This window comes from Crossiella sp. CA198 (assembly GCF_052078295.1).
In the GTDB taxonomy this organism is placed as follows: Bacteria; Actinomycetota; Actinomycetes; order Mycobacteriales; family Pseudonocardiaceae; genus Crossiella.
Window position 1 is genome coordinate 223,414 of record NZ_JBQJIM010000003.1, and the last position, 22,376, is coordinate 245,789.

16 protein-coding genes are annotated in these 22,376 nt (G+C 70.7%); 7 read left to right on the forward strand and 9 right to left on the reverse strand.

Annotated features, from left to right (window positions below; all coding sequences use genetic code 11):
- Window positions 1–55 precede the first annotated feature (55 nt).
- From ACTOWY_RS06145 to ACTOWY_RS06155, 3 genes are all read right to left on the reverse strand, one after another.
- Complete coding sequence (locus ACTOWY_RS06145) at window positions 56–2,863, reverse strand: vitamin B12-dependent ribonucleotide reductase (protein ID WP_441308625.1); 2,808 nt, start codon at window positions 2,861–2,863, stop codon at window positions 56–58.
- A 152-nt stretch (window positions 2,864–3,015) separates the two neighbouring features.
- Window positions 3,016–3,504 (reverse strand): transcriptional regulator NrdR, encoded by a 489-nt coding sequence (nrdR, locus tag ACTOWY_RS06150; protein WP_247760366.1) that lies wholly within the window; start codon window positions 3,502–3,504, stop codon window positions 3,016–3,018.
- 212 nt (window positions 3,505–3,716) lie between these two features.
- On the reverse strand, window positions 3,717–4,217 hold the full coding sequence (locus tag ACTOWY_RS06155; RefSeq protein ID WP_441308626.1) for a hypothetical protein: 501 nt from the start codon (window positions 4,215–4,217) through the stop codon (window positions 3,717–3,719).
- Between the two features lie 202 nt (window positions 4,218–4,419).
- On the opposite strand from ACTOWY_RS06155, the gene lexA reads away from it, so the two are divergent.
- Entirely contained in the window at window positions 4,420–5,166 is a 747-nt protein-coding gene (gene lexA / locus ACTOWY_RS06160) for a transcriptional repressor LexA (RefSeq protein ID WP_374205825.1), read from the forward strand.
- 64 nt (window positions 5,167–5,230) lie between these two features.
- Here the strand turns inward: lexA and ACTOWY_RS06165 are convergent, their stop codons facing one another.
- From ACTOWY_RS06165 to mraZ, 4 genes are all read right to left on the reverse strand, one after another.
- Window positions 5,231–7,162: a peptidoglycan D,D-transpeptidase FtsI family protein gene (locus ACTOWY_RS06165; RefSeq protein WP_441308627.1), complete on the reverse strand. Its 1,932-nt coding sequence runs from the start codon at window positions 7,160–7,162 to the stop codon at window positions 5,231–5,233.
- Window positions 7,162–7,887: a hypothetical protein gene (locus ACTOWY_RS06170; RefSeq protein ID WP_441308628.1), complete on the reverse strand. Its 726-nt coding sequence runs from the start codon at window positions 7,885–7,887 to the stop codon at window positions 7,162–7,164. The genes ACTOWY_RS06165 and ACTOWY_RS06170 overlap by 1 nt, the downstream gene beginning before the upstream one ends.
- Window positions 7,884–8,840, reverse strand: a complete 957-nt coding sequence (gene rsmH / locus ACTOWY_RS06175) for a 16S rRNA (cytosine(1402)-N(4))-methyltransferase RsmH (RefSeq protein WP_441308629.1) — start codon at window positions 8,838–8,840, stop codon at window positions 7,884–7,886. The genes ACTOWY_RS06170 and rsmH overlap by 4 nt, the downstream gene beginning before the upstream one ends.
- A 167-nt stretch (window positions 8,841–9,007) precedes the next feature.
- Window positions 9,008–9,439 carry a division/cell wall cluster transcriptional repressor MraZ gene (gene mraZ, locus ACTOWY_RS06180; protein WP_441308630.1) on the reverse strand — a complete coding sequence of 144 codons (432 nt, stop codon included), beginning with the start codon at window positions 9,437–9,439 and terminating at the stop codon, window positions 9,008–9,010.
- A 484-nt stretch (window positions 9,440–9,923) separates the two neighbouring features.
- Between mraZ and ACTOWY_RS06185 the strand changes: the two genes are divergently transcribed.
- Genes ACTOWY_RS06185 through ACTOWY_RS06195 form a run of 3 tightly spaced genes read left to right on the forward strand, consistent with a single transcriptional unit; the run spans window position 9,924 to window position 14,763 of the window.
- Entirely contained in the window at window positions 9,924–11,003 is a 1,080-nt protein-coding gene (locus ACTOWY_RS06185; protein ID WP_441308631.1) for an AAA family ATPase, read from the forward strand.
- Window positions 11,004–11,006: 3 nt separating this feature from the next.
- Window positions 11,007–12,278 (forward strand): DUF58 domain-containing protein, encoded by a 1,272-nt coding sequence (locus ACTOWY_RS06190; RefSeq protein ID WP_441308632.1) that lies wholly within the window; start codon window positions 11,007–11,009, stop codon window positions 12,276–12,278.
- Window positions 12,279–12,291: 13 nt separating this feature from the next.
- Window positions 12,292–14,763, forward strand: coding sequence for a transglutaminase family protein (locus ACTOWY_RS06195; RefSeq protein ID WP_441308633.1), 2,472 nt, complete (start codon window positions 12,292–12,294; stop codon window positions 14,761–14,763).
- 273 nt (window positions 14,764–15,036) lie between these two features.
- Here the strand turns inward: ACTOWY_RS06195 and ACTOWY_RS06200 are convergent, their stop codons facing one another.
- Window positions 15,037–15,693, reverse strand: coding sequence for a response regulator (locus ACTOWY_RS06200; RefSeq protein ID WP_441308634.1), 657 nt, complete (start codon window positions 15,691–15,693; stop codon window positions 15,037–15,039).
- Window positions 15,645–17,516: a sensor histidine kinase gene (locus ACTOWY_RS06205; protein WP_441308635.1), complete on the reverse strand. Its 1,872-nt coding sequence runs from the start codon at window positions 17,514–17,516 to the stop codon at window positions 15,645–15,647. The genes ACTOWY_RS06200 and ACTOWY_RS06205 overlap by 49 nt, the downstream gene beginning before the upstream one ends.
- A 185-nt stretch (window positions 17,517–17,701) precedes the next feature.
- Here ACTOWY_RS06205 and ACTOWY_RS06210 point away from each other — a divergent pair, with 185 nt between their 5' ends.
- The 3 genes from ACTOWY_RS06210 to ACTOWY_RS06220 are packed head-to-tail and all read left to right on the forward strand — an operon-like array spanning window position 17,702 to window position 22,373.
- A complete protein-coding gene (locus tag ACTOWY_RS06210; RefSeq protein ID WP_441308636.1) occupies window positions 17,702–18,631 on the forward strand; it encodes an ABC transporter ATP-binding protein in 930 nt (309 codons plus the stop codon).
- Window positions 18,628–19,368: an ABC transporter permease gene (locus ACTOWY_RS06215; RefSeq protein WP_441308637.1), complete on the forward strand. Its 741-nt coding sequence runs from the start codon at window positions 18,628–18,630 to the stop codon at window positions 19,366–19,368. Before ACTOWY_RS06210 ends, ACTOWY_RS06215 begins: the two co-directional genes overlap by 4 nt.
- 29 nt (window positions 19,369–19,397) lie before the next feature.
- Complete coding sequence (locus ACTOWY_RS06220) at window positions 19,398–22,373, forward strand: NACHT domain-containing protein (RefSeq protein WP_441308638.1); 2,976 nt, start codon at window positions 19,398–19,400, stop codon at window positions 22,371–22,373.
- Window positions 22,374–22,376: the final 3 nt, after the last annotated feature.

Genomic DNA, 22,376 nt, shown 5'->3' on the forward strand with positions numbered 1-22,376 from the left:
AGGGTGGGGGTCGCCCACCCTGACCGGGCCTTTCGCGTTCAACCGGTGCTGATGGTCAGCTGCAGCCGGAGGTCGAGCCGCAGCCCTCGCACACGTAGCAGGAACCCGCGCGGCGCATCTTCGTGCCGCAGGTGAAGCACAGCGGCGCGTCGGCGGCCATGCCCAGCTGCAACTCGATCAGCTCGGTCGAGCTGCCCGCCGTGACCTCGGCCGGCTTGGCCGCGACCTCGCCCTTGCCCGTGGCGGGCTTGGCCTCGACCGTGGTGCGCAGGGCGGTCAGGTCGACCTCGCCGCCGCCGTACTCGGCCTCCACCTGGGCCGAACGCTCGTCGGCGGTGAGGATGCCGAGTTCGGCGCGCTTGGCGGGTGACAGGTGGTCCAGGGCCAGGCGGCGGAACAGGTAGTCCAGCACGCTGGTGGCGATGCGGACGTCCGGGTCGTCGGTCATGCCCGCCGGCTCGAAGCGCTGGTTCATGAACTTCGAGACGTAGAACTCCAGCGGGATGCCGTACTGCAGGCCCACCGAGATGGACATGGAGAAGGCGTCCATGACACCGGCCAGGGTCGAGCCCTGCTTGCCGAGCTTGACGAAGATCTCGCCGAGGCCGTCATCCGGGAAGGAACCCGCGGTCAGGTAGCCCTCGGCGCCGCCCACGGTGAAGGACACCGTCTGGCTGGGCCGCTTCTTCGGCAGCCGCTTGCGGACCGGGCGGTACTCGATGATCGTCTCGGGCTGCCTCTCGCCGGACTTGGTCGCGCTCTTGCCCGCCGAGAGCGGCTGGCCGACCTTGCAGTTGTCCCGGTAGATCGCCAGTGCCTTCAGGCCGAGCTTCCAGCCCTCGTAGTAGATCTTCTCGACCTCCTCCACGGTGGCCGTCTCCGGCATGTTCACCGTCTTGGAGATGGCGCCGGAGATGAACGGCTGCACCGCGGCCATCATCCGGACGTGGCCCATCGCGGCGATGGAACGCTCGCCCATCGCGCAGTCGAAGACCTCGTAGTGCTCCAGCCGCAGGCCCGGCGCGTCCACCACGTGGCCGTGCTCGCCGATGTACTCCACGATCGCCTCGACCTGCTCGTCCTGGTAGCCCAGGGCGGTCAGCGCGCGCGGCACGGTCTGGTTGACGATCTGCATGGAGCCGCCGCCGACCAGCTTCTTGAACTTGACCAGCGCCAGGTCCGGTTCGATGCCGGTGGTGTCGCAGTCCATCATCAGGCCGATGGTGCCGGTGGGGGCGAGCACGCTGGCCTGCGCGTTGCGCCAGCCGTTGCGGTTGCCGGTGGCCAGGCAGTCCTGCCAGGCGATGGTGGCCAGCTTGTGCACGGCCTTGTCGTTGCTGTGCATGGTGCGGACCAGGTCGTTGGCCGCGGCGTGCTTGCGCATGACCCGCTGGTGGCCGTCGGCGTTGCGGGCGTAGCCCTCGTACGCGCCGACCACCCCGGCCAGTTCGGCGGAGCGCTTGTACGCGGTGCCGGTCATCAGCGAGGTGATCGCGGCGGCCAGCGCGCGCCCGCCGTCGGAGTCGTAGGCGTGGCCGGTGGCCATCAGCAGCGCGCCCAGGTTGGCGTAGCCGATGCCGAGCTGGCGGAACTTGCGGGTGGTCTCGCCGATCGGCTCGGTCGGGAAGTCGGCGAAGCAGATGGAGATGTCCATCGCGGTGATGACGAACTCGACCGCCTTGGCGAAGCGCTCACCGGCGAAGCTGCCGTCCTCGTTGAGGAACTTCATCAGGTTCAGCGAGGCCAGGTTGCAGCTGGAGTTGTCCAGGTGCATGTACTCCGAGCACGGGTTGGACGCGCTGATCCGGCCCGACTCCGGGCAGGTGTGCCAGTCGTTGATCGTGCCGTCGTACTGGATGCCGGGGTCCGCGCACTCCCAGGCGGCCTTGGCCAGCTTGCGGAAGATCTCCTTGGCGTCCCTGGAGTCGATCGCCTCGCCGGTGGTGCGGGAGCGCAGGTGGTAGCTGCCGCCGCCCTCCACGGCCCGCATGAACTCATCCGAGACCCGGATCGAGTTGTTCGCGTTCTGGTACTGGACGCTGGTGATGTCCTTGCCACCGAGGTCCATGTCGAAGCCGCCGTCCCGGAGGATGCGGATCTTCTCCTCCTCGCGGGCCTTGGTCTCGATGAACTCCTCCACGTCGGGGTGGTCCACGTCGAGGATGACCATCTTGGCCGCGCGCCGGGTCGCTCCGCCGGACTTGATGGTGCCCGCGGAGGCGTCCGCGCCGCGCATGAAGGAGACCGGGCCGGAGGCGCTGCCGCCGGAGGAGAGCAGTTCGCGGGAGGAACGGATGCGGGAGAGGTTGACCCCGGCGCCCGAGCCGCCCTTGAAGATCAGGCCCTCTTCCTTGTACCAGTTGAGGATCGACTCCATGGTGTCGTCCACGGCGAGGATGAAGCAGGCCGAGACCTGCTGCGGGGAGGCGGTGCCGACGTTGAACCAGACCGGCGAGTTGAAGCTGAACACCTGGTGCAGCAGCATCCAGGTCAGCTCGTGCTCGAAGATCTCCGCGTCCTGCTGGGTGGCGAAGTAGCCGTTGTCCACCCCGGCCTTGGTGTAGGTCAGCACCACCCGGTCGATGAGCTGGCGCAGGCTGCTCTCGCGCTTGTCGGTGCCGACAGCGCCGCGGAAGTACTTGCTGGTCACGATGTTGACCGCGTTCACCGACCAGAAGCCGGGGAACTCCACTCCGCGCTGCTCGAAGTTCACCGTGCCGTCGCGCCAGTTGGTCATGACGACGTCGCGGTGCTCCCAGGTGACCTCGTCATAGGGGTGCACACCGGCGGTGGTGTAGACGCGCTCCATGCGCAGGCCGGTGGCCTGCTCCCCGGCGGCCGGGGTCCCGACGGTCTCCGTCATGACCTTTTGCTCTCCCTCGCTCGCTGCTGCACGCCTGGCCCCGTCCGGTGTCCCCGTCCGATTCGGTCCGGCAAGACTCTTCTTGTTCTTCGCCGCCGGGGTCTTGGCCGTCGCGCCCTTGGCGCGCTGACCGGGACGCCGTTCCTGGCTGGTCATTCGCTCTTCGCCGCTTCCTGCTCGTCCCCGGCCTCGGGCGCCTTGGCCTCGCGGAGGTCGAGGATCTCCTTCTCGAAATCCTCCACCGAGGTGAAGGACCGGTACACGCTGGCGAAACGCAGGTAGGCGACCTCGTCCAGCTCGCGCAGTGGACCGAGGATGGCCAGGCCCACCTCGTGGCTGGGCACCTCCGCGACGCCGGTGGAGCGGATCGCCTCCTCCACCTGCTGGGCCAGCAGCTGCAGCTTGTCCTCATCGACCGGGCGGCCCTGGCAGGCGCGGCTGACCCCGCGGGCCACCTTCTCCCGGCTGAAGGGCTCGGTGACGCCGGAGCGCTTCACCACCGCCAGCACGGCCTCCTCGACCGTGGTGAACCGGCGGCTGCACTGCGGGCAGGACCGGCGACGGCGGATGACCTGGCCCTCGTCGACCTCGCGGGAGTCCACCACCCGCGAGTCGGCATGCCGGCAGAATGGACACCGCACGGTCCTCGCCCCTTCCCCGCACCAGCCGCCTCGACCCAATCAGTGGGACAAACACAGCGGTGTAACTACTAGATGTAGGGGTAGAAACTAGGCCGAGCGGGTTAAGGAAGCAAGTTGACAGGCGCATGTCATCACGCGTCGGGGGGACATGCGAGCGGGATCACGCCATCAGGTGACAGACGGCCCAGTTCAGGGCCGGATCGCGGCCGGGCTCAGGGCCGGGCGGGGTCGGTGTCCAGGTCGGGCACCCACAGCGGCTGACCGGCGTGCGGACCATTGGACAGCGAGGCGTTCAGCTCGTGGATGCGCGCGATGACCTCGGCGGTGGAGCGGCCGGGGGCGACCCTGCGGGCCAGGTCGGTCAGGGTCTCGCCGGCGCCGAGCTGGGTGAGCATGGTCTTGGCGGGCAGCGGGGCGGTGTCACCGCCCATCCGTAGCTCGGCGAGCAGGCCGAGGCCGAGCACGGCCAGCGCGGTGACCAGGGCGACCAGCACCACGTCCACCCAGGTGGCGCGGCGCCGGGCCGGTCCGCAGGTGGCGATCACCCGGCCGGCCTCCTCGGCGGACAGCTCGCTGTCCGGGCGCCCGTGCGGCCGGGCGCCGTCCCCGGCCCGGCGGACCCGCAGGCTGCGCCGCTGCCAGGCGACGTGCGCGGGCACGTGGCCGGCCCCGGCCTGCTGCTGCGCGGTTTCGGTGTGCGTGAGCGCCGACATGACGTCTCCATCCAACGCGAGCGGTCCCTGGCCCGGACGCTGATCGAACGCCTGTTCGATCGAACGTCCGTGCGAATGTCTACCACCACGGCGCGCTGATTTGAAGCATTTCCGGCGTGTCGTTCGAACACGCGTTTGATCTGGGCACGCTGTGCGACTACCGTTCGAACCTGAGTTCACCTGGGATCTGGAGGGCACCCCCGTGGCACGCGAGACGACCAAGGAGCCTGTTCTTACCGGCGCTGAACCCGCTGCCGAGGCGGGGGAGGCGGCGCGACGGGCCGAGGTGCACGTCCTACCGGCGCCGGTGGCCGAGGGCGCCGAACTCGTGGGCCTGACCCCCAGGCAGACCAGGGTCCTGGAGGTCATCAAGGACTGGCTGGAGCGCTTCGGCTACCCGCCCAGCATCCGGGAGATCGGCGAGGCGGTCGGACTGAACTCCACCTCCTCGGTGGCCCATCAGCTCCGCGCGCTGGAGCGCAAGGGCTACCTGCGGCGTGACGCCAACCGCCCGCGGGCCTACGGCGTGCGCACGCCGGAGGGTGAGGAGGAGCCGGAGGGCTTCGCCCGCCCGGTCCCGACCTATGTGCCGGTCGTCGGTCGCATCGCCGCCGGTGGCCCGATCCTGGCGGAGGAGTCGGTGGAGGAGGTCTTCCCACTGCCCAAGGAGCTGGTCGGCGAGGGTTCGCTGTTCCTGCTCAAGGTGGTCGGCGACTCGATGGTCGACGCGGCCATCACCGACGGGGACTGGGTGGCCGTGCGTCAGCAGCCCGACGCGGACAACGGGGACGTGGTGGCCGCGATGATCGACGGCGAGGCCACGGTGAAGACGTTCAAACGCCGCGACGGGCACGTCTGGCTGATGCCGCACAACCCGGCCTACGAGCCGATCCTGGGCGATGAGGCGCAGATCCTGGGCAAGGTCGTCGCGGTGCTGCGCCGCCTCTGACCCACCCGCTGACAAAGCCCCGCTCCGCTTGCCGGAGCGGGGCTTTCGCGTCTGTGCTGGGCGATCAGCGCACGATCAGGCTCTGGATCGGGCTGGGTTCCGGGGAGACCGGGATCCGGTAGCGCTGCACCAGGTAGGAGGCGACCTCGTGGAAGAGCGGGGCCGCGGACTTGCCCTCCGCGCCGCCCTCGGTGGGCGCGTCCAGCATCAGTCCCACCACGAACCGCGGGTTGTCCGCGGGCACCATGCCGGCGAAGGTGATCCAGTACTGGCTCTGGCTGTACCGGCCGTTCTCGACCTGCTGCGCGGTGCCGGTCTTGCCGGAGATCTGGTAGCCCTCCAGCGCCGCCGCGGGCCCGGTGCCGCGCAGGTCCGGCTTGCCTGGCACCTGCTGCACCACCGCGCGCATCATGTCCCGCACCGTCTTGGCCGTCTCCGGGGAGACCACCCGCACCCCGTCCGGGCGTTTCTCCTCGCGACGCTGCTTGGCATCGGCCCCGCCGCCGGGGGTGGAGACGAGTTCGGCGCGCACGATCCGCGGCGGGACGCGCACCCCGTCGTTGGCGATGATCTGGTACATCCCGGCCATCTGCAGCACGGTCATGTTCAGGCCCTGGCCGATCGGCAGGTTGCCGAAGGTGGACTGCGACCACTGCGAGCGCGGCGGCACCGTGCCCGGCGACTCGCCGGGCAGGCCGACGCCGGTGCGCTTGCCCAGGCCGAACTTGGCCAGCATGTCGGCGTAGCGGTCCTCGCCGATCTCCTTGGCGGTGAGCAGGGTGCCCACGTTGGAGGATTTGGCCAGCACCCCGGTGAAGGTCATCCGCTCGGTGCCGTGGTCCCAGGCGTCGGAGACGACGTGCCCCGGGTAGCTGATGCTGCCCGGCACGCTGAGCACCGTGGTCGGGGTGACCAGGCCGTACTCGATCGCGGCCGCGGCGGTGACGATCTTGTTCACCGAGCCGGGCTCGAACGGCGAGGTGACCGCGAACCGGTTGAGCTGGTCCTTGGTCGCGGTGGTGAAGTTCTTCAGGTCGTACGGCTTGTCATCGGCCAGCGCGTAGACCTCGCCGGTCTTGGCGTCCAGCACCACGGCCGAGCCGTTGCGCGCGCCCACCCGGCGGACGTAGTCGGTGAGCTGCTGCTGCAACCGGTACTGCAGGTCCGCGTCGATGGTCAGCTCCAGGTCGGAGCCGGGTGTCGGCGGGATCAGCTCGCGCTCGCTGCCGGGGATGACCGCGTCCTCGTTGTTGGCCACGGTGTCCACGATCCGCTTGCCGTTCTTGCCGGTCAGCAGGTCGTTGCGCATGTTCTCGAGGCCTTCGATCCCGGCCAGGCGGTTGGGTTTGTCCTCCATCCGCCAGTTCGCGAAGCCGAGCAGGTCGGAGGCCAGCGTGCCGCCGGGGTACTGCCGTTCCTCCCGGGACTCGGCGCCGATGTCGGAGAACGCCTTGGTGATCTCCCTGGCCTTGCCGGGCTCCACGTTGGGCGCCAGCACCACGTACTTGGCTTCCCTGCGCAGCTTGTCCAGGATGTCGTTCTCGTTGACCTGGTCCCCGAGCACCTGCTTGAACTTGGCCGCGATGTTGCGCTTGCGCTCGTCCCCGTTGGGCACGTGTTCCTTGGCGCCCTTGGTCTTGGCGTCCTCGGCCGCCTTGTCCCACTCCTGGCTGATCCGCTGCGGAAGCGCGTAGAGCGCGCGGACCTGGCTGGAGAAGGCGAGCAGCGCGCCGTTGCGGTCGGTGATCGATCCGCGCGGGCCGGGCAGCTCCTGCGGGGTGCTGCGCTGACGCTGGGAGGCCGCGGAGAGTTCGCCCGCGTTGATGACCTGCACCTCGATCAGCTTCACCCCGGCCGCGACCAGCGCGATGACCAGCATGATCCGGCCGACCACGGCGCGGGTGCGGTGGTTGCCCATGCCGCCGGGCGGGCGGCTGGTCCGGGCGCCGCGGACGGACCGCGACCGGACCGGGCGGCTCGTGCGCGAACGCTGCATCAGCCGGCTCCTCCTGGCTGACCCGCGCCCTCGGCCGGGCCACCCGGTTGCTGCTGTCCCTGCGCGGGCTGTCCCTGCTGATCCGGAGCGGGCTGACCCTGGCCTTGCGCGTTCTGGCCGGCGGGCTGCCCCGGCGCGCCGCCCTGTTGCCCCTGGTCGGGCGGCGGGTTCTGCGCAGGCGGGTTGTTCGGCGCGGGCGGGCTGGCCGGCGGGGCCGGGTTCTGCGCTGGCGGGTTCGGCTGCTGCCGGGGCGCGGGCTTGACCGCCTTCGGCTCGCCGACCAGGGCCCAGCTGCCGTCCGGCCGCTGCACCAGCATGGCCGGGTCGACCGCGGGCAGCAGGCCCATCTCCCTGGCCTTGCGGTCCAGCTCGGCCGGGGACTCCTTGGTGGCGACCTCCCGGCGCAGCAACTCGACCAGTTCGGCCTGCGCGCGCGCGTCCTTCTTGATCTGCTCCAGCTTCACCGAGTCGGCGGCCGCGGCCGTGGTCAGCCACAGCGAGGTGACCAGGCCGATGCCCAGCAGCGACATCACCATGAGCACGAACGGCGCGCGGAAGCCGGTCGCGGCGGCGCGTTCCTGCACCGGCCGCAGCCAGCGGTCCTTGCGCTGCTCGCGGCGGGCGTAGGCGCGTTCGGCGGCGGTGGACCGGCCGCGGTCGCCCGGTGTGGCCGGGCTCGCGTGCTCCGGCAGTTCGGGTGGGGTCTGCCGTGCTGGTGCGGTCATGTCGCCTCCCTGATCCGCTCCGCGGCCCGCAGCCGCACCGAGGCGGCCCTCGGGTTGACCGCCTGTTCCTGTTCACCGGCCTGTTCCGACCCTCGGGTGAGCAGCTTCAGCTCCGGGCCGTGGCCGGGCAGCTCCACCGGCAGCCCCGGCGGCGTGGTCGAGGTGGCCCGTTGGACCAGCACCCGTTTGACGATCTTGTCTTCCAGCGACTGGAAGGACATCACCGCGATCCGGCCGCCCAGCCGCAGCGCGTCGACGGCGGCCGGGATGGCCCGGCGCAGCACGTCCAGCTCGGCGTTGACCTCGATCCGCAGGGCCTGGAAGGTCCGCTTGGCCGGGTGCCCGCCGGTGCGCCGGGTGGCCGCGGGGACGCTGGCATACAGCAGGTCCACCAGGCGTCCACTCGTGCTGAACGGCTCCTTCTCCCGCTCGCGGACCACCGCGGCGGCGATCCGGCCGGCGAAGCGCTCCTCGCCGTAGTCGCGCAGGATCCGGGACAGCTCGCCCGCGCTGTAGGTGTTGAGGATGTCCGCGGCGGTGACCGGGCCGCTCGGATCCATCCGCATGTCCAGCGGGGAGTCCTTGGAGTAGGCGAACCCGCGTTCCACCGCGTCCAGCTGCAGGGAGGAGACGCCGCAGTCGAAGAGCACGCCGTGCACCCGCGGTATACCGAGATCGAGCAACACCTCGGGCAGCTCGTCGTACACCGCGTGCACAAGGTGGGTACGCGAGTTGTATACCGCGAGTCGCTCGCCGGCCAGCTTGAGCGCCTGGGTGTCCCGGTCCAGGCCGATCAGCGTCAGCCGGGGGTGTGCGGCCAGCAGGGCCTCGGAATGCCCGCCCAGACCGAGCGTGGCGTCGACCACCACGGCGTCCGGTCCGCTCAGCGCGGGTGCGAGCAGCTCAAGCGTGCGGTCCAACAGGACCGACACGTGCTGCGGCTGCCCCGTCATGGCGGTCACTACCTCTCTTACCCGCCCATGCGCGACAAGCAGGTGCCTTGTTCGTCTCCCGATGCCGCCAGGTCCCCGCCCGCCCGTCGCACCTGGTGCCGGGGAAGGTGCACCAGGGTCGAAAGCCGAGCGGACCGAGGCCAAGCCGCATCCGAATGCCTCACAGGTCAGAAGATGCCGGGGAGCACCTCCTCGCGGGCCTGCGCGTAGTTCTCCTCGTTCTCCTCGAGGTAGCGCTCCCAGGCGGTGGCGTCCCAGATCTCCAGCCGGTTGATCGCCCCGATGACCACGCACTCCTTGGTCAGTGAGGCATAACGCCGAAGCTCCGGCGTGATCGAGATCCGGCCCTGCGAGTCAGGTCGCTGTTCGTCGGTGCCCGCGAACAGGTAGCGCTGGTACGCGCGGACCGCCTCGTTGGTGAACGGCGCCTCGGCCACCTTCCGCGCCATCTGCTCGAACTCCGCTCGCGGGAAGACGAACAGGCAGTGGTCCTGGCCCTTGGTGAGCATCAGACCCCCCGCGAGTGCGTCCCGGAACTTCGCCGGCAGGGTGAGCCGCCCCTTGTCGTCGAGTTTTGGGCTGTGAGTGCCGAGGAACATCGGCCACGCACCTCCCAACCGACCCGACGGGACCGGCAGCGGGGCCCCCGTTTGCCCCACCGGCCGCCACAGTACCCCACTTTCCCCCACAGTCAACGCGAAACGGACCCGTTGTCCCCCGGGTGTGTCGGCGTTTTCGCAGGAAAACGGCGGTGGGCCTCGGTGGGGCGGGGATGGCGGGGCGAGCGCAGCGACGGGGCAGAATGTATGCAGTCCTGCCCGGAGAGGCAGCCCGAGCGGGGCGAATTGACAGCCATCCGATCACCCTGCGCCCACGAATCCGGGCCCGAAGAGCAACCAGTTGGTCTATCGGCCGTCCACGGTGGTGAGAAGTGGGGGACGATGTGGCGAACCAGGCGTGCGGTAAGACTGACCCTGACCGACAACCGCCTTCGCCCGGTTTTGACACACTGCGTGGCAGGCTGCCGCACAGGGTCCGGGGCGAGCGGAGCGACGGGGCAGAATGATTTCAGCAGGAGGACGTGTGACGCCCAGTACCCAGCCCGCCGCGCTAGCCGGCCACCAGTTCGGTGAGGACGGGACCACGGTGAACTCGCGCGAGTCGGGCGGCGGACTGCCGGAGCTGCACGCCACGGCCTCACGGATCGCGGCCAACGTCGAGCGGGTGCTGGTCGGCAAGCCCGAGGTGGTGCGGATCGCGCTGGTCACCCTGCTCGCCGAAGGCCACCTCCTGGTCGAGGACGTGCCGGGCGTCGGCAAGACCTCGCTGGCCAAGGCCCTCGCGCGCTCCATCGACTGCTCGGTCAGCCGCATCCAGTTCACCCCGGACCTGCTGCCAAGCGACATCACCGGCGTGTCCATCTTCAACCGCCAGAACAGCGAGTTCGAGTTCCGGCCCGGCCCGGTCTTCGCCAACATCGTGGTCGGCGACGAGATCAACCGCGCCTCGCCGAAAACCCAGTCCGCCCTGCTGGAATGCATGGAGGAGCACCAGGTCACCGTGGACGGCCGCAGCTACGAGCTGGACTCGCCGTTCATGGTCATCGCCACCCAGAACCCGGTGGAGATGGAGGGCACCTACGCCCTGCCCGAGGCGCAGCGCGACCGGTTCACCGCCAGGGTCTCCATCGGCTACCCCGACCCGCAGGCCGAACTGGCCATGGTCGACGAGCACGCCGGACACGACCCCATGGCCGACCTCAAGCCCGTCTCCGACGCCGAACGGGTGCGCCAGCTCGTCGCCACCGTTCGGGAGGTACATCTCTCGCCGGAGATCAGGCGTTACAGCGTCGAGCTGGTCTCGGCAACCCGCCGCCTGCCCGAGCTGCGCCTGGGCGCCTCGCCGCGCTCCACCCTGCACCTGGTGCGGGCCGCGCGGGCGCAGGCGGCGCTGTCCGGCCGCGAGTTCGTGGTGCCCGACGACGTGCACGCGGTCGCCGTGCCGGTGCTCGCGCACCGCCTGGTGCTCACCGCCGAGGCCCAGGCCGCTCGCCGCTCCCCCGCCGACCTGGTGCGCGGACTCGTCCAGCGGGTGCCGGTGCCGCAGGGTCCGGCCGGCCACCAGAGCCAGCAGTGGCACGCGGGCCTGCGCGGAGCCAGGTGATCCATGGGCGCGTTGGCGGGACTGACCACCAGAGGCCGTTGCCTGCTCGCCGCCGGACTCGCCGCCGCCCTGTGCGCGCTGCTGCTCGACGAACGTGACCTGCTGCGGATCGCGGTGTTCGTGGTCGCGTTGCCGATCATCGCCGCGGTGATGGCCGCGAACGCCCGGATCGGCCTGGCCGCGCTGCGCCACCTGGTGCCCGACCGGGTGCAGGTGGGCGCGGCCTCCGAGGTCCGGCTGGAGGTGCGCAGCTCGGGACGGCTGCCCGCGGGCGGGCTGATGCTGGAGGACGGCGTGCCCTACGCCCTGGGCAACAAGCCCAGGTTCGTGGTGGAACGGCTGCCCCGGCGCAGCGCCGCGGTGCTGCGTTACCCGCTGCAGCCCGTCATGCGCGGTGTGCACCAGCTCGGACCGCTGCGCGCCAGGGTCACCGACCCCTTCGGCCTCGCCGAATTCGAACGCGAACTCGGCGGCCGCAGCAGGCTCGTCGTGGTGCCCAAGGTGATGGCGCTCAACGGGTTGCCGCACGGCTCCGGGCTGGGCGCGGGCGATGACGGCGCGGTCCGGCTGCGGGCCGGGCAGGGCGAGGACGACGCGATCATCCGGCAGTACCGGCACGGCGACGACCTGCGCAAGGTGCACTGGAAGTCCACCGCGCGCCGGGACGAGCTGATGGTGCGGGTCGAGGAAAGCCCCTGGCACGGCGGCGTGTCCGTGCTGCTGGACACCAGGGCCGCCGCGCACCGCGGCAACGGCCCCACCTCCAGCCTGGAATGGGCGATCTCGCTGGCCGCGAGCATCTGCCTGCACCTGCACAAACACGGTCAGCACGTGCGGCTGAGCACCGAGGAGGGCGTGCTGCTCGCCGGTGGCTCCGCCTCGGCCGGACTCAGCGACATGCCGGTGCTGGACGCGCTGGCCGCGCTGCACCCGGCGCACCGCGCGCAACTGGCCGTCACCGGCGACCCCGGCGCCGGCCGGGAGATGATCGCGGTGCTCGGCGATGTCACCCCGGCCTCGATCGCCGAACTGGTGCGCTTCCGGCCGCGCGGGGTGCGCAGCCTGGCGATCGTGCTCGACGTCAACGGCTGGGCCAGCGCCCGCGAGGAGCGGGGCAACGACCCCGCCGACGCGGTGCGGCTGCTCAACTCGGCCAGCTGGGGCGCGGTGGTGGCCCGGCCGGAACAGGGCATGGCCGCGGTGTGGTCACTGCTGTGCAACACCGTGCCGGAACGGATGTCCAGCGGCCATGTGGCCGGGGCTGGGCCATGGTGAGCGAGGACTGATGGTGAACAGGCGAAGGGCGGTGACCGCGCCGGTCGGCTGGACCGGGCCGGTGGTGCCCAGTGCCGCCGGGCTGGCCGTGCTGACCGCGGCGACCTCGTTGTCCGGGGTCATCAGCGGCATGCGCTGGCTGGTGTTCGTGGCGGTCACCGTGGCGGTGATCGTGGGCACCGGCATCGCGCTGCGCTCGGTCCGCACGCCGACCCCGCTGGTCGCGCTCGGCCAGTTCGCCGGGCTGCTGTGCTTCCTCACCGCGGTGTTCACCCGCAGCGGCATCCTGGTCGTGCTGCCAGGGCCCGGCGCGCTGGGCGATCTGCTCGGCGTGCTGCGGCAGGCGATGGCGCAGGTGCAGACCGGGGTGGCGCCGGTGACCGCCACCGCGGCCATGCTCTGCCTGGTCTGCGTGGCGCTGGGCCTGGTCGCGATCGTGGTGGACACCCTCGCGGTGGCCGCCGCCGCGCCCGCGGCCTCCGGACTGGTGCTGCTGTGCGTGTTCGCGGTGCCCGCCTCGCTGGCCGACGAACTGCTGCCCTGGTGGTCCTTCGCGGCGGGCGCGGCCGGGTTCGCCTTGCTGCTGGTCATCGACGAACGTCAGCGGCACCGGCTGTGGCGGGGCAGGCTCGGATTGCCCGCGCTGCGCTCCGGGGACGGCTCGGCGCCGGCCGCCGCGGGAGTCGCCGCGTCCGCGGTGGCGATCGCGCTGGTCGCGGGCGCGGTGCTGACCATGGTCGGCACCGCGGGCAGGCTGCCCGGCGGCGGCGCGGCCGACTCGACCGCCTCCATCGGGCTCAACACGTTCACCTCGCTGCGCGGGCAGCTGGAACGCGACAGCAGCATCGAGCTGTTCCGGGTGCGCGGCCTGCCGGAGAAGCCGCCGTACCTGCGGGTGACCACGCTGAGCAAGTTCGACACCGCCCGCGGCTTCGAGGTGGACAGCAGGCTGGACAACCAGTCCACCCGCGGCGAGCTGGCGATGCCGCCGGGGACCACCCGGCAGCGGCTGCTCGCCGAGGGCAGGCCGCTGCAGGTGGAGATCGAGGCGATCGGCTACCTGGACCCGTGGCTGCCGGTCTACGGCGTGCCGATGCAGCTGGCCAACATCTCCGAGGACTGGAACTACGATCCGGGCGCGGGCATCGTGCACGCCCCCAGCAAGCGGCAGGCCGGGAAGTACCTGCAGTCCGCGGTGCTGCCCGAACCCAGCATCGAGTCCATGCGCGCCGCGCCCGGCGGCCGGTCCCGCACCGCGGGGCTCATCGGCGAACGCTACTTCGAGCACAACGTGGACCCGCAGGTCGAATCGCTGGCCCGCAACATCACCCGCAACGCGGGCACCGACTACGACAAGGCCGTCGCGATCCGCCACTTCCTGGCCCAGAGCGGCGGCTTCAAGTACCAGCTGCGCACCGCGGGCACCGGCCAGGGCGACCCGCTGGTGGACTTCCTGTTCAACGGCAAGACCGGCTACTGCGAGCAGTTCGCCTCCTCGATGGCGGCCATGCTGCGCTCGGTGGGCGTGCCGTCCCGGGTCGCGGTCGGGTTCACCCCCGGCTACAACAACAGCGGCTACTACTCGATCACCACCAACGACGCGCACGCCTGGGTCGAGGTGTTCTTCAACGGCGTCGGCTGGATCCAGTTCGACCCGACCCCACTGCCGGACAGCCGCGGCTCCACGGGCACCTACGAGCAGCCCACCCCTGGCGCGCCGACCAGCTCCGCGGTCGTCCCGTCCACGGGCCGCACCACCACCGCCGCGCCGACCACCACCGGACTTCCCGGCCAGGACCAGGGCGAGCAGGGGAACAAGGACAACAACCGCGACGACAGCATCGTGCCGGTGTGGGTCTGGTTCACCTCCGGCCCACTCGCCCTGCTGGCCATGGCCGCCGCCGCCCGTGGCGCCGCGGTCAGCCAGGCCCGCAGACGGGAACGGCGGGCCGGGGTGGCCGCAGGCGGCAAGGAACCGCCGGAACTGTGGTGGGGCCTGGCCGCGCTGTGCGGCGGGATCGCGGTGCTGGTGCCGCTGTGGTTCCTGGTCCACCCGATCGTGTGGTGGCTGCTGCTGGCCCTCGGCGTGGCCGGGGTCGCGCTGGCGGTGCCGTCCTGGTTGCGCCGGTACCTGCGCGACCGGCGGCTGCACGCGGTCGCCCTGGGCGGTCCGGACGCGGCGGGCGCGGCCTGGCAGGAGCTGATGGCCGCCTCGGTGGACCGGGGCTCGGCGGCGGCCGGCACCGAGACGGTGCGCGCGGCCGCGCGGAAACTGGTGCGCGAACACAAGCTGGACGAACGCGGCCAGAACGGGCTGCGCACGATCATCGGCGCGGTGGAGCGCTCCTGGTACGGCGGCGCCCCACACCCGGAACCGGAACTGTTCGCCGCCGTCCGCCAGGTCCTGGAAAGCCTCACCGCCAGCTCACCCCTGGGCTGGCGCTCCCGCCTCTTCCCCCCATCAGTCCTCCGCCCCGCCCGCTGACCCCACCCCACGGGAGCGCGCGGCACCCCCACACCGCGTGTTGGCCGTTGTCGTACGCCAGTTTGGCCGTTGTCGTACGCCGAGTTGGTCGTAGTGGGACGCCTCTGTTGGCGAATTCGCCCTGGCGCGCCGATCTTCCGGCGAGTTGGGCAAACTGGTACGCCGGTTTGGCTCAAGTGGGCGTACCAGTTGGCCCAAGTGGTGCGGGGTGTGGATCACGCCGCCGATTCGCCAACAGAGTCGTGGGACAGGGTGTTGGCCGTTGTGGGCGGGTCAGGCGCCGGTCGTGCCGTGCAGGTAGGCGAGCACGGCCAGCACCCGGCGGTTGTCATCATCCGACGGGGCCAGTTCGAGCTTGCCGAAGATGCTCGCGGTGTGTTTGCCGACCGCGCCCTCGCTGACGAACAGGCGCTGGGCGATGGCGGCGTTGGAGCGGCCCTCCGCCATCAGCTCCAGCACCTCGCGTTCGCGCGGGGTCAGCCGGTCCACTCCGGACCGGCGCGGGGAGCTGTCCAGCAGCTTCGCGATGACCTCCGGGTCCATCACGGTGCCGCCTGCGGCGACCCGGCGCAGGGCGTCCACGAACTGCTCGGCGTTGAACACCCGGTCCTTGAGCAGGTAGCCGATCGCGCCGGTGCCGTCAGCCAGGAGTTCCCTGGCGTAGAGCTGTTGCACGTGCTGGGAGAGCACCAGGATCGGCAGGCCCGGCGTCTCGGTGCGGGCTGCCAGGGCGACCTGCAGGCCCTCGTCGGTCTGGGTGGGCGGCAACCGGACGTCGACCACGGCCACGTCCGGGCGGTGCTCGGTCAGCGCGGCGCGCAGTTCGGGGCCGGTCTCCACCGCGGCGACCACCTGGAAACCGTGTGCGGTGAGCAGGTGGGTCAGGCCGTCTCGGAGGAGGTAGAGGTCCTCGGCGAGGACAACGCGCACGGGATCTCCAGGCTGACCGTCGTGGGACCGCCGGGCGGGCTGTCCAGGATGAGCTGACCGTCAAATGCTCCCAGCCGCCGCCGGATGCCCCGCAACCCGCTGCCACCGGCCGGGTCCGCGCCGCCACACCCGTTGTCCACCACGCTGATACGCAAGGTATCCGCGTCGTATACAACTCGTACAACGATCGTGTCCGCGCCCGCGTGCCGGATCGCGTTGGTCATCAGCTCGCACACCGCGAAGTAGGCGGCGGACTCCACCGGCGGCTCGAACCGGCCGGGCAGCGACCCCTCCAGCCGCACCGGCAGCGCGGCGTCCAGCGCGACCGCGTGGATCGCGTCGGCCAGGCCGCGTTCGGCCAGCACCGGCGGGTGGATGCCTGCCACCAGCTCCCGCAGTTCGGTCAGCGCCGACGAGGAGGAGGCCAGCGCCTGGTCCAGGACCTCCTTGGCCCGCGCCGGATCGGTGTCCACCAGCGCCTTGGCGGTGCCCAGGGTCAGGCCGAGGGCGACCAGCCTGGCCTGCGCGCCGTCGTGCAGATCGCGTTCGATCCGGCGCAGTTCGGCGGCCTGACCGTCCACCGCCTCGGTGCGGCTCTCGGTCAGCCTGCGTACCCGCTGGGCCAGCAGGGCCGCCTTGGTCGGTGCGAGCAGCAAGGCGCACCACCGGCCGTAGCCGGTGAGCAGGGCCGGCGCGGAATACACCACGCATACCGCGAGTGGCAGACCGATCAGCGGCCCGAGCGTGCGGAACAGCGTGGTCGGCACCGGGTCCAGCGGCATCCACTGGTACATCGTGGGCAGCATGTCCCGGCCGAAGAACAGCGAGATCACCGGCGAGACCACCAGCGGCAGCCACACCCCGAACAGCAGCCCGGCCATGGCGGCCAGTGGCGGCAGCAGCACCAGCACCGGGGCCACGATGGTGTTGGCCAGCAACCACAACAGGTCCCGCCAGGCGGCCCGGTCGGTCATCACCCAGACGTAGCGGCGCATCCGCCGCACCGGGGCGGCGGTGCTGAAGAGCTGGTTGCCGTAGCGGTACTTGCCGTCGGGCTCCGGCCGGGGCGGCAGCGGCACCGGCAGGTACGGATCCGGCACCTCGATCCCGGTCCACTCGCGCAGCAACCGGCGGTGCAGGTCGGTGAACTGCCGGGTGTACTCCACCAGCGGCGGCCACCAGAACTGCCACATCCCGAGCACGTGGTAGACGAGGAAGCCGAGCAGGCTGGCCACCAGGATCGGCAGTCCGGCCAGCGCGAGCAGGCCGAGCAGGAACCCGCGCCAGGACACCTCCCAGCCGCGGAACAGCCACTGCAGGAACCGGTTCTCGCCGCACGGCTGGTGCACACCGAGCATATGTGCGGTCCACCGGCTGTATACCCGGAGTGCACGCGGCCCCGCGAGCACCGTGGCCAGCGCGGTGAGCGGGGCGAGCACCGGGTTGACCAGCAGCCAGCGCAGGTCCCGCCAGGTGGCCGGATCGTCGGACACCCAGGCCAGGTTGTGCTGGAAGACCAGCCGGCGCCGGGACCGGTAGAGGCTGTCACCCAGCCGGTAGAGCCCGTCGGCGGCACGTTCGGGCAGCGGCGGCCGCGGCCGGTACGGCGGTGCGATCTCCGTCCCGGACCACTGGCTCACCACGGCCCGCACCCGGTTGAGGAACGGGCGGCAGTTCCGCAGCCCCCAGCCGTAGTAGAAGATCAGCCCGGCCATCGCGGGCAGGAAACACATCAGCCCGAACAGCAGCACCGCCAGCCCCGCCACCGCGAGCCCGAGCAGCCGGAGCGCGTGGCCGAGTGCGGTGACGTACTCGCGGCCCATCCGCGCACCTCCTTCGACCGGCCCAGTCTGACCGAGTCCGCCCGCCGCGCGCGCTCCGCCCAGACACCGTGCCGAGGGTGGGGCTAGCACAACCCCTGCTCGGGACCCAGACGGATTCTCCGCAGGTCAGCGACTTCCTAACGTTCCTCCGGTCAGCAACACCAACCAGGAGGGAGCTGCCGGAGATGCCGGTCATCGAGGTCGCGAACCTGCACAAGAGGTACGGCGAGAGGGTCGCGGTCGCGGAGGTGTCCTTCCGCGTCGAACGCGGGGAGATCTTCGGGATCCTGGGCCGCAACGGCGCGGGCAAGACCACCACGGTGGAGTGCCTGACCGGGTTGCGGACCCCGGATGGCGGCCGGTTGCGCGTGCTGGGCCTGGACCCGGCCCGGGACGGCGCGCAGCTGCGCGAGCGGGTCGGCGTGCAACTCCAGGAGGCGGCGCTGCCGGACAAACTCCGGGTCGGCGAGGCGGTCGAGCTGTACGCCTCCTTCTACCCGGCCCCGGCGGATCCGGCCGCGCTGCTGGACACCCTGGGCCTGACCGAGCACCGCCGCACCCCGTTCAAGAAGCTCTCCGGCGGTCAGAAACAGCGGCTGTCCATCGCGCTGGCGCTGATCGGCAACCCGGAGGTCGCGGTGCTGGACGAGCTGACCACCGGCCTGGACCCGCAGGCCCGCCGGGACACCTGGCGGCTGATCGAACAGGTCCGCGACCGCGGCGTCACCATCCTGCTGGTCACCCACTTCATGGCCGAGGCTGAACGGCTCTGCGACCGGCTGGCGGTGATCGAGGCGGGCCGGGTGCTCGCGGTGGTCAGTCCGGCCGGACTCATGTCCACTGTGGACAGTGAGCAGCGACTGACCTTCCGGCTCGACGGCGCCGTCCCGGAGCAAGCACTGCGAGCACTGCCCGAGGTGACCTCGATGACCACCCGGCGCGACGGGATCACCGTGTCCGGCAAGGGAAACCTGCTCAACGCGGTGGTCACCACCTTGTCCGCGCACCGGCTCACCCCACTGGACCTGAGCATCGAACGGTCCACTTTGGACGATGCCTTCCTGGCGCTGACCGGCGCCGCCCTCACCGACGAGCAGAACGGAACCGCCCGATGACCGCCCTGACCCGCCTGAGCGCCACCGAACTGCGCCTGTTCCTGCGTGACCCGGCCGCCGTTGTGCTCAGCCTCGGGCTGGGTCCGGTCCTGTTGATCGTGTTCGGCTCGATCCCGTTCTTCCGCGAACCGCAGGCGGCTTACGGCGGCGCCCGGATCGTCGACTTCTACCTGCCCACGCTGATCGCGATGTCGCTGGCCATGATCGGCCTGAGCCTGCTCTCCGGCAGCCTGGCCAACTACCGCGAACTGGGTGTGCTGCGCCGCCTGGCCACCACCCCGACGCCGCCGGTCCGGCTGCTGGCCGCGCAACTGCTGGTGCACCTGCTGATGGTGACGGTGTCCACCGTGGTGCTGATCGGGCTGGGCAAGGTCGTCGCGGACGTCCCGCTGCCTCGCAACCCGGTCGCCTTCCTGCTGTCCTTCCTGCTGGCCACGCTGGCGGTCTTCGGCATCGGCCTGCTGATCGCCGCGCTCGCGCCGACCACCAAGGCGGCCCAGGGCATCGGCACTCTGGCGTTCTTCCCGCTGATGTTCCTGGCCGGACTGTGGACGCCGGGTCCGCTGATGCCGGAGCTGGTCCGCCGGATCGGCGAGTTCAGCCCGCTCGGCGCGGGCACCCAGGCCATGCAGGCGGCCTGGTCCGGCAACTGGCCCAATCCGGTGCACCTGCTGGTGGCGGCAGGTTTCGCGGCCGTGGCCATGTTCGGTGCAACGAAATTGTTCCGCTGGCAGTGATCGCCCGCGCACTCTGGATAACGTGAGGCGTGCGGAGAATCCTGAGCTACCGCGACGCGGTCCGCCTGCTCGGCGACGGCCAGAGCCCGGCCGTGGCCTGGCTGGACCGCGCCGCGAGCACCGCCATGCTGGCCGCGGCGCCCGGTTCGGCGGCGGTGCTGGGCTGGTTCGACGCCAAGTCCGACCTGGTCCGCCACGGCCACGACCTGGTCACCGGCCTGTCCGAACGGCTGCGCGGCCTGCACCGCTTCGACCGCACCCAGCGCCTGGAAGCCGCGCACGCGATCATCGTCACCACCGCCTTCCTCACCGCCTGCGCCGACCTGCCGCTGCCGACCGAGGACCGCCCCTCCCGCTCGTTCGAGCAAGCGGTGCGCGAACTGCTGACCGCCCCGCTCCCGCTGCCCAGCCCCGAGCACCCGTACGAGCACAACCTGGCCACCCTGCACGGGCACTACCGCGTCCGCGCCGCCCTCCTGTGCGACGAACTTCCCCGCCTCGCGATCTGGGACACCTGGCACGAAACCCAGCGCGACCGGGTGACCGGCACCCTGCGGAACACCGTGCCGGACAAGGCGATCGGCCACTACCAGGACCTGTTCCGGCAACTCGCCACCGACTGCCCCGAACTGGCCTGCTGGGCCAACCTGATCGACCACCAGGCCACCCGCGGCACCATCAGCACCGGCCTGGCCGCGCTGTCGCAGCGCCTGGACCAGATCGCCACCGGCCGCCTCCCGGACGACCGCCGCGCCGAACTGACCCGCCGCTACCAGGCCAGGCTGTCCCGCCCGGTGCTCATCGGCGGCGACCTGCCGGCGCACCTGCGCATCCCGGCGCTGGAGAAGGCTTACGTGGACCCGGTTTTCCGGGCGATGGCCGCCGAGGGCCGCTCGCCCGCGCACGAGTCCGAGTGGCGGAAACTCCCGGACCGCACCGACATCCACGACTTCCTCACCGGCTACCTCACCAATCCGGTCGCCACCCAGCTCCCGCTGCTGGTGCTCGGCCAGCCGGGTTCGGGCAAGTCCATGCTCACCTCGGTGCTGGCCGCCCGCCTGCCCGCCACCGACTTCCTGCCGGTCCGGGTGCCGCTGCGCGATGTCGCCGCGGAGAGCGACATCCAGTCCCAGATCGAACAGGCCATCCGCGCCGACACCGGCGAATCCCTGTCCTGGCCCACATTCTCCCGTTCCGCCGGGGACGCGCTGCCGGTGGTCCTGCTCGACGGTTTCGACGAGTTGTTGCAGACCACCGGCGTCAGCCAGAGCAACTACCTGGAGAAGGTCCAGGAGTTCCAGGAACGCGAGTCCGACACCGGCCGCCCGGTCGCGGTGCTGATCACCACCCGCACCTCGGTCGCCGACCGCGCCCGCATCCCCGACGGCTGCGTGGCCCTGCGCCTGGAACCCTTCGACGAACCCAGGGTCAGCACCTGGCTGGACACCTGGAACACCGCCAACACGGGCCCCGGTTTCACCGCCCTGCCCGCCGAAGTCGCCCTGCACCACCCCGACCTCGCCACCCAGCCCCTGCTGTTGCTGATGCTCGCCCTGTACCACTCCGAGGGCGGCGCGCTCACCGCCGAGGCGGGCCTGAGCCAGAGCGAACTCTACGAACGCCTGCTGCTCCGCTTCGCCCGCCGCGAAGTCGTGAAAACCCAGAACTCCCTGCCCGACAAGGAAATCCGCCGCTCGATCGAAGAGGAACTACGCCGCCTGTCCGTGGTCGCCTACGGCATGTTCAACCGCGGCACCCAGTGGATAACCGAAGCAGACCTGGAATCCGACCTCGCCGCCCTGCCCGGCCCACCGCGCACACCCGTTGCCCCGCAAAGCCTCCAGGCCGACCTGACCGAGGCCGAACAGACCCTGGGCCGCTTCTTCTTCATCCACCGCGCCGAAGCCAGCCGCGACGACCGCCGCCTGCGCACCTACGAATTCCTGCACGCCACCTTCGGCGAATACCTGGTCGCCCGCTTCACCTGGAAAGTCCTACAGGGCTTGGTAGCCCAGGAGAAAGCCATCGCCGACGACCCGTACTCCACCACCGAGGTCAATGACGACCTGCTGCACGCCCTGATCTCCTTCGAGCCCCTCAGCTCCCGCAAACCGGTGATCAGTTTCCTGTCCGAACTGGCGGCCTGCCTGGACAAATCGTCCCAGGTGGCAACTTTCGCGCTACTCGGGCGCTTGTTCCAGACCGCACACCACGAACGAGCACCCCGCCGCCATGCTGCTTACCTGCCCAATCGACACTCTGTCCCCACCCGGCACGCCGCCTATAGCGCGAACCTGATGCTGCTTAACGTAATCGTCGCGGGCAAAGTCGAAGTCACTGCCTACCGATCCTGGTACTACGAGTCACGCCTATGGCACGCCCAACTCGAACACTCTGCGTGGCGCAGCCTGACGGACACGATTGCCCCGACTTACGTCCTCTCCCCGTCTGGGAGGCAGACCTGGTTGCGCCTCGCAGAGCCAGACGAAGTTCCGCCTGCAGTTGATCTGGACCAGCTATGCAGGGCCGACCACAGCTCTGCCCACGTCTACAGCTACGACGATGAATCGGGCCCCGAGATTTTGCGCCGCTACCACTTCCTCGGTCGGTCGCCGATGCTGGTACACGCAATCGAACCCCTCCTTCATCATCTCGGCGACATGATCAACTTTGCGTCCTGTGTCAACGGCATCGTCGAACCCTCGCCAGCCCGCCGCATCATGGATCTGTGGTTGTTGTCCGCCCGCCAGATCCCCCTGCCGGACCGGATCGCGCTTTACCAACATGCACTCGACTTCTTGGCCGGTGCCGCCTGCAAACTCCTCTCCGGTAGCGAACAGGAGCAGTACCTCACCTTCATCCTGGAACGCCTGGCGGCGGACACCGCCCTCGACTCCGCCGCTCTGGGAGAACTGCTCACCCGCGCCGGGAAACACCTCGGCAGCAGCAGCCCGATCTACCGGCGCTGTGCCCGGATCCTCGACGACCTCCGCTCGGAAGGCTGACCC

Bases quoted from the DNA above. Each gene is read 5' to 3' on its own strand.
- mraZ (WP_441308630.1), bottom strand. From the start codon at position 9,439: ATGTTCCTCGGCACTCACAGCCCAAAACTCGACGACAAGGGGCGGCTC.
- ACTOWY_RS06205 (WP_441308635.1), bottom strand. From the start codon at position 17,516: ATGGGCCGCGAGTACGTCACCGCACTCGGCCACGCGCTCCGGCTGCTC.
- ACTOWY_RS06155 (WP_441308626.1), bottom strand. From the start codon at position 4,217: ATGTCGGCGCTCACGCACACCGAAACCGCGCAGCAGCAGGCCGGGGCC.
- ACTOWY_RS06165 (WP_441308627.1), bottom strand. From the start codon at position 7,162: ATGCAGCGTTCGCGCACGAGCCGCCCGGTCCGGTCGCGGTCCGTCCGC.
- rsmH (WP_441308629.1), bottom strand. From the start codon at position 8,840: ATGACGGGGCAGCCGCAGCACGTGTCGGTCCTGTTGGACCGCACGCTT.
- ACTOWY_RS06190 (WP_441308632.1), top strand. From the start codon at position 11,007: ATGGGCGCGTTGGCGGGACTGACCACCAGAGGCCGTTGCCTGCTCGCC.
- ACTOWY_RS06215 (WP_441308637.1), top strand. From the start codon at position 18,628: ATGACCGCCCTGACCCGCCTGAGCGCCACCGAACTGCGCCTGTTCCTG.
- ACTOWY_RS06145 (WP_441308625.1), bottom strand. From the start codon at position 2,863: ATGACGGAGACCGTCGGGACCCCGGCCGCCGGGGAGCAGGCCACCGGC.
- ACTOWY_RS06170 (WP_441308628.1), bottom strand. From the start codon at position 7,887: ATGACCGCACCAGCACGGCAGACCCCACCCGAACTGCCGGAGCACGCG.
- ACTOWY_RS06210 (WP_441308636.1), top strand. From the start codon at position 17,702: ATGCCGGTCATCGAGGTCGCGAACCTGCACAAGAGGTACGGCGAGAGG.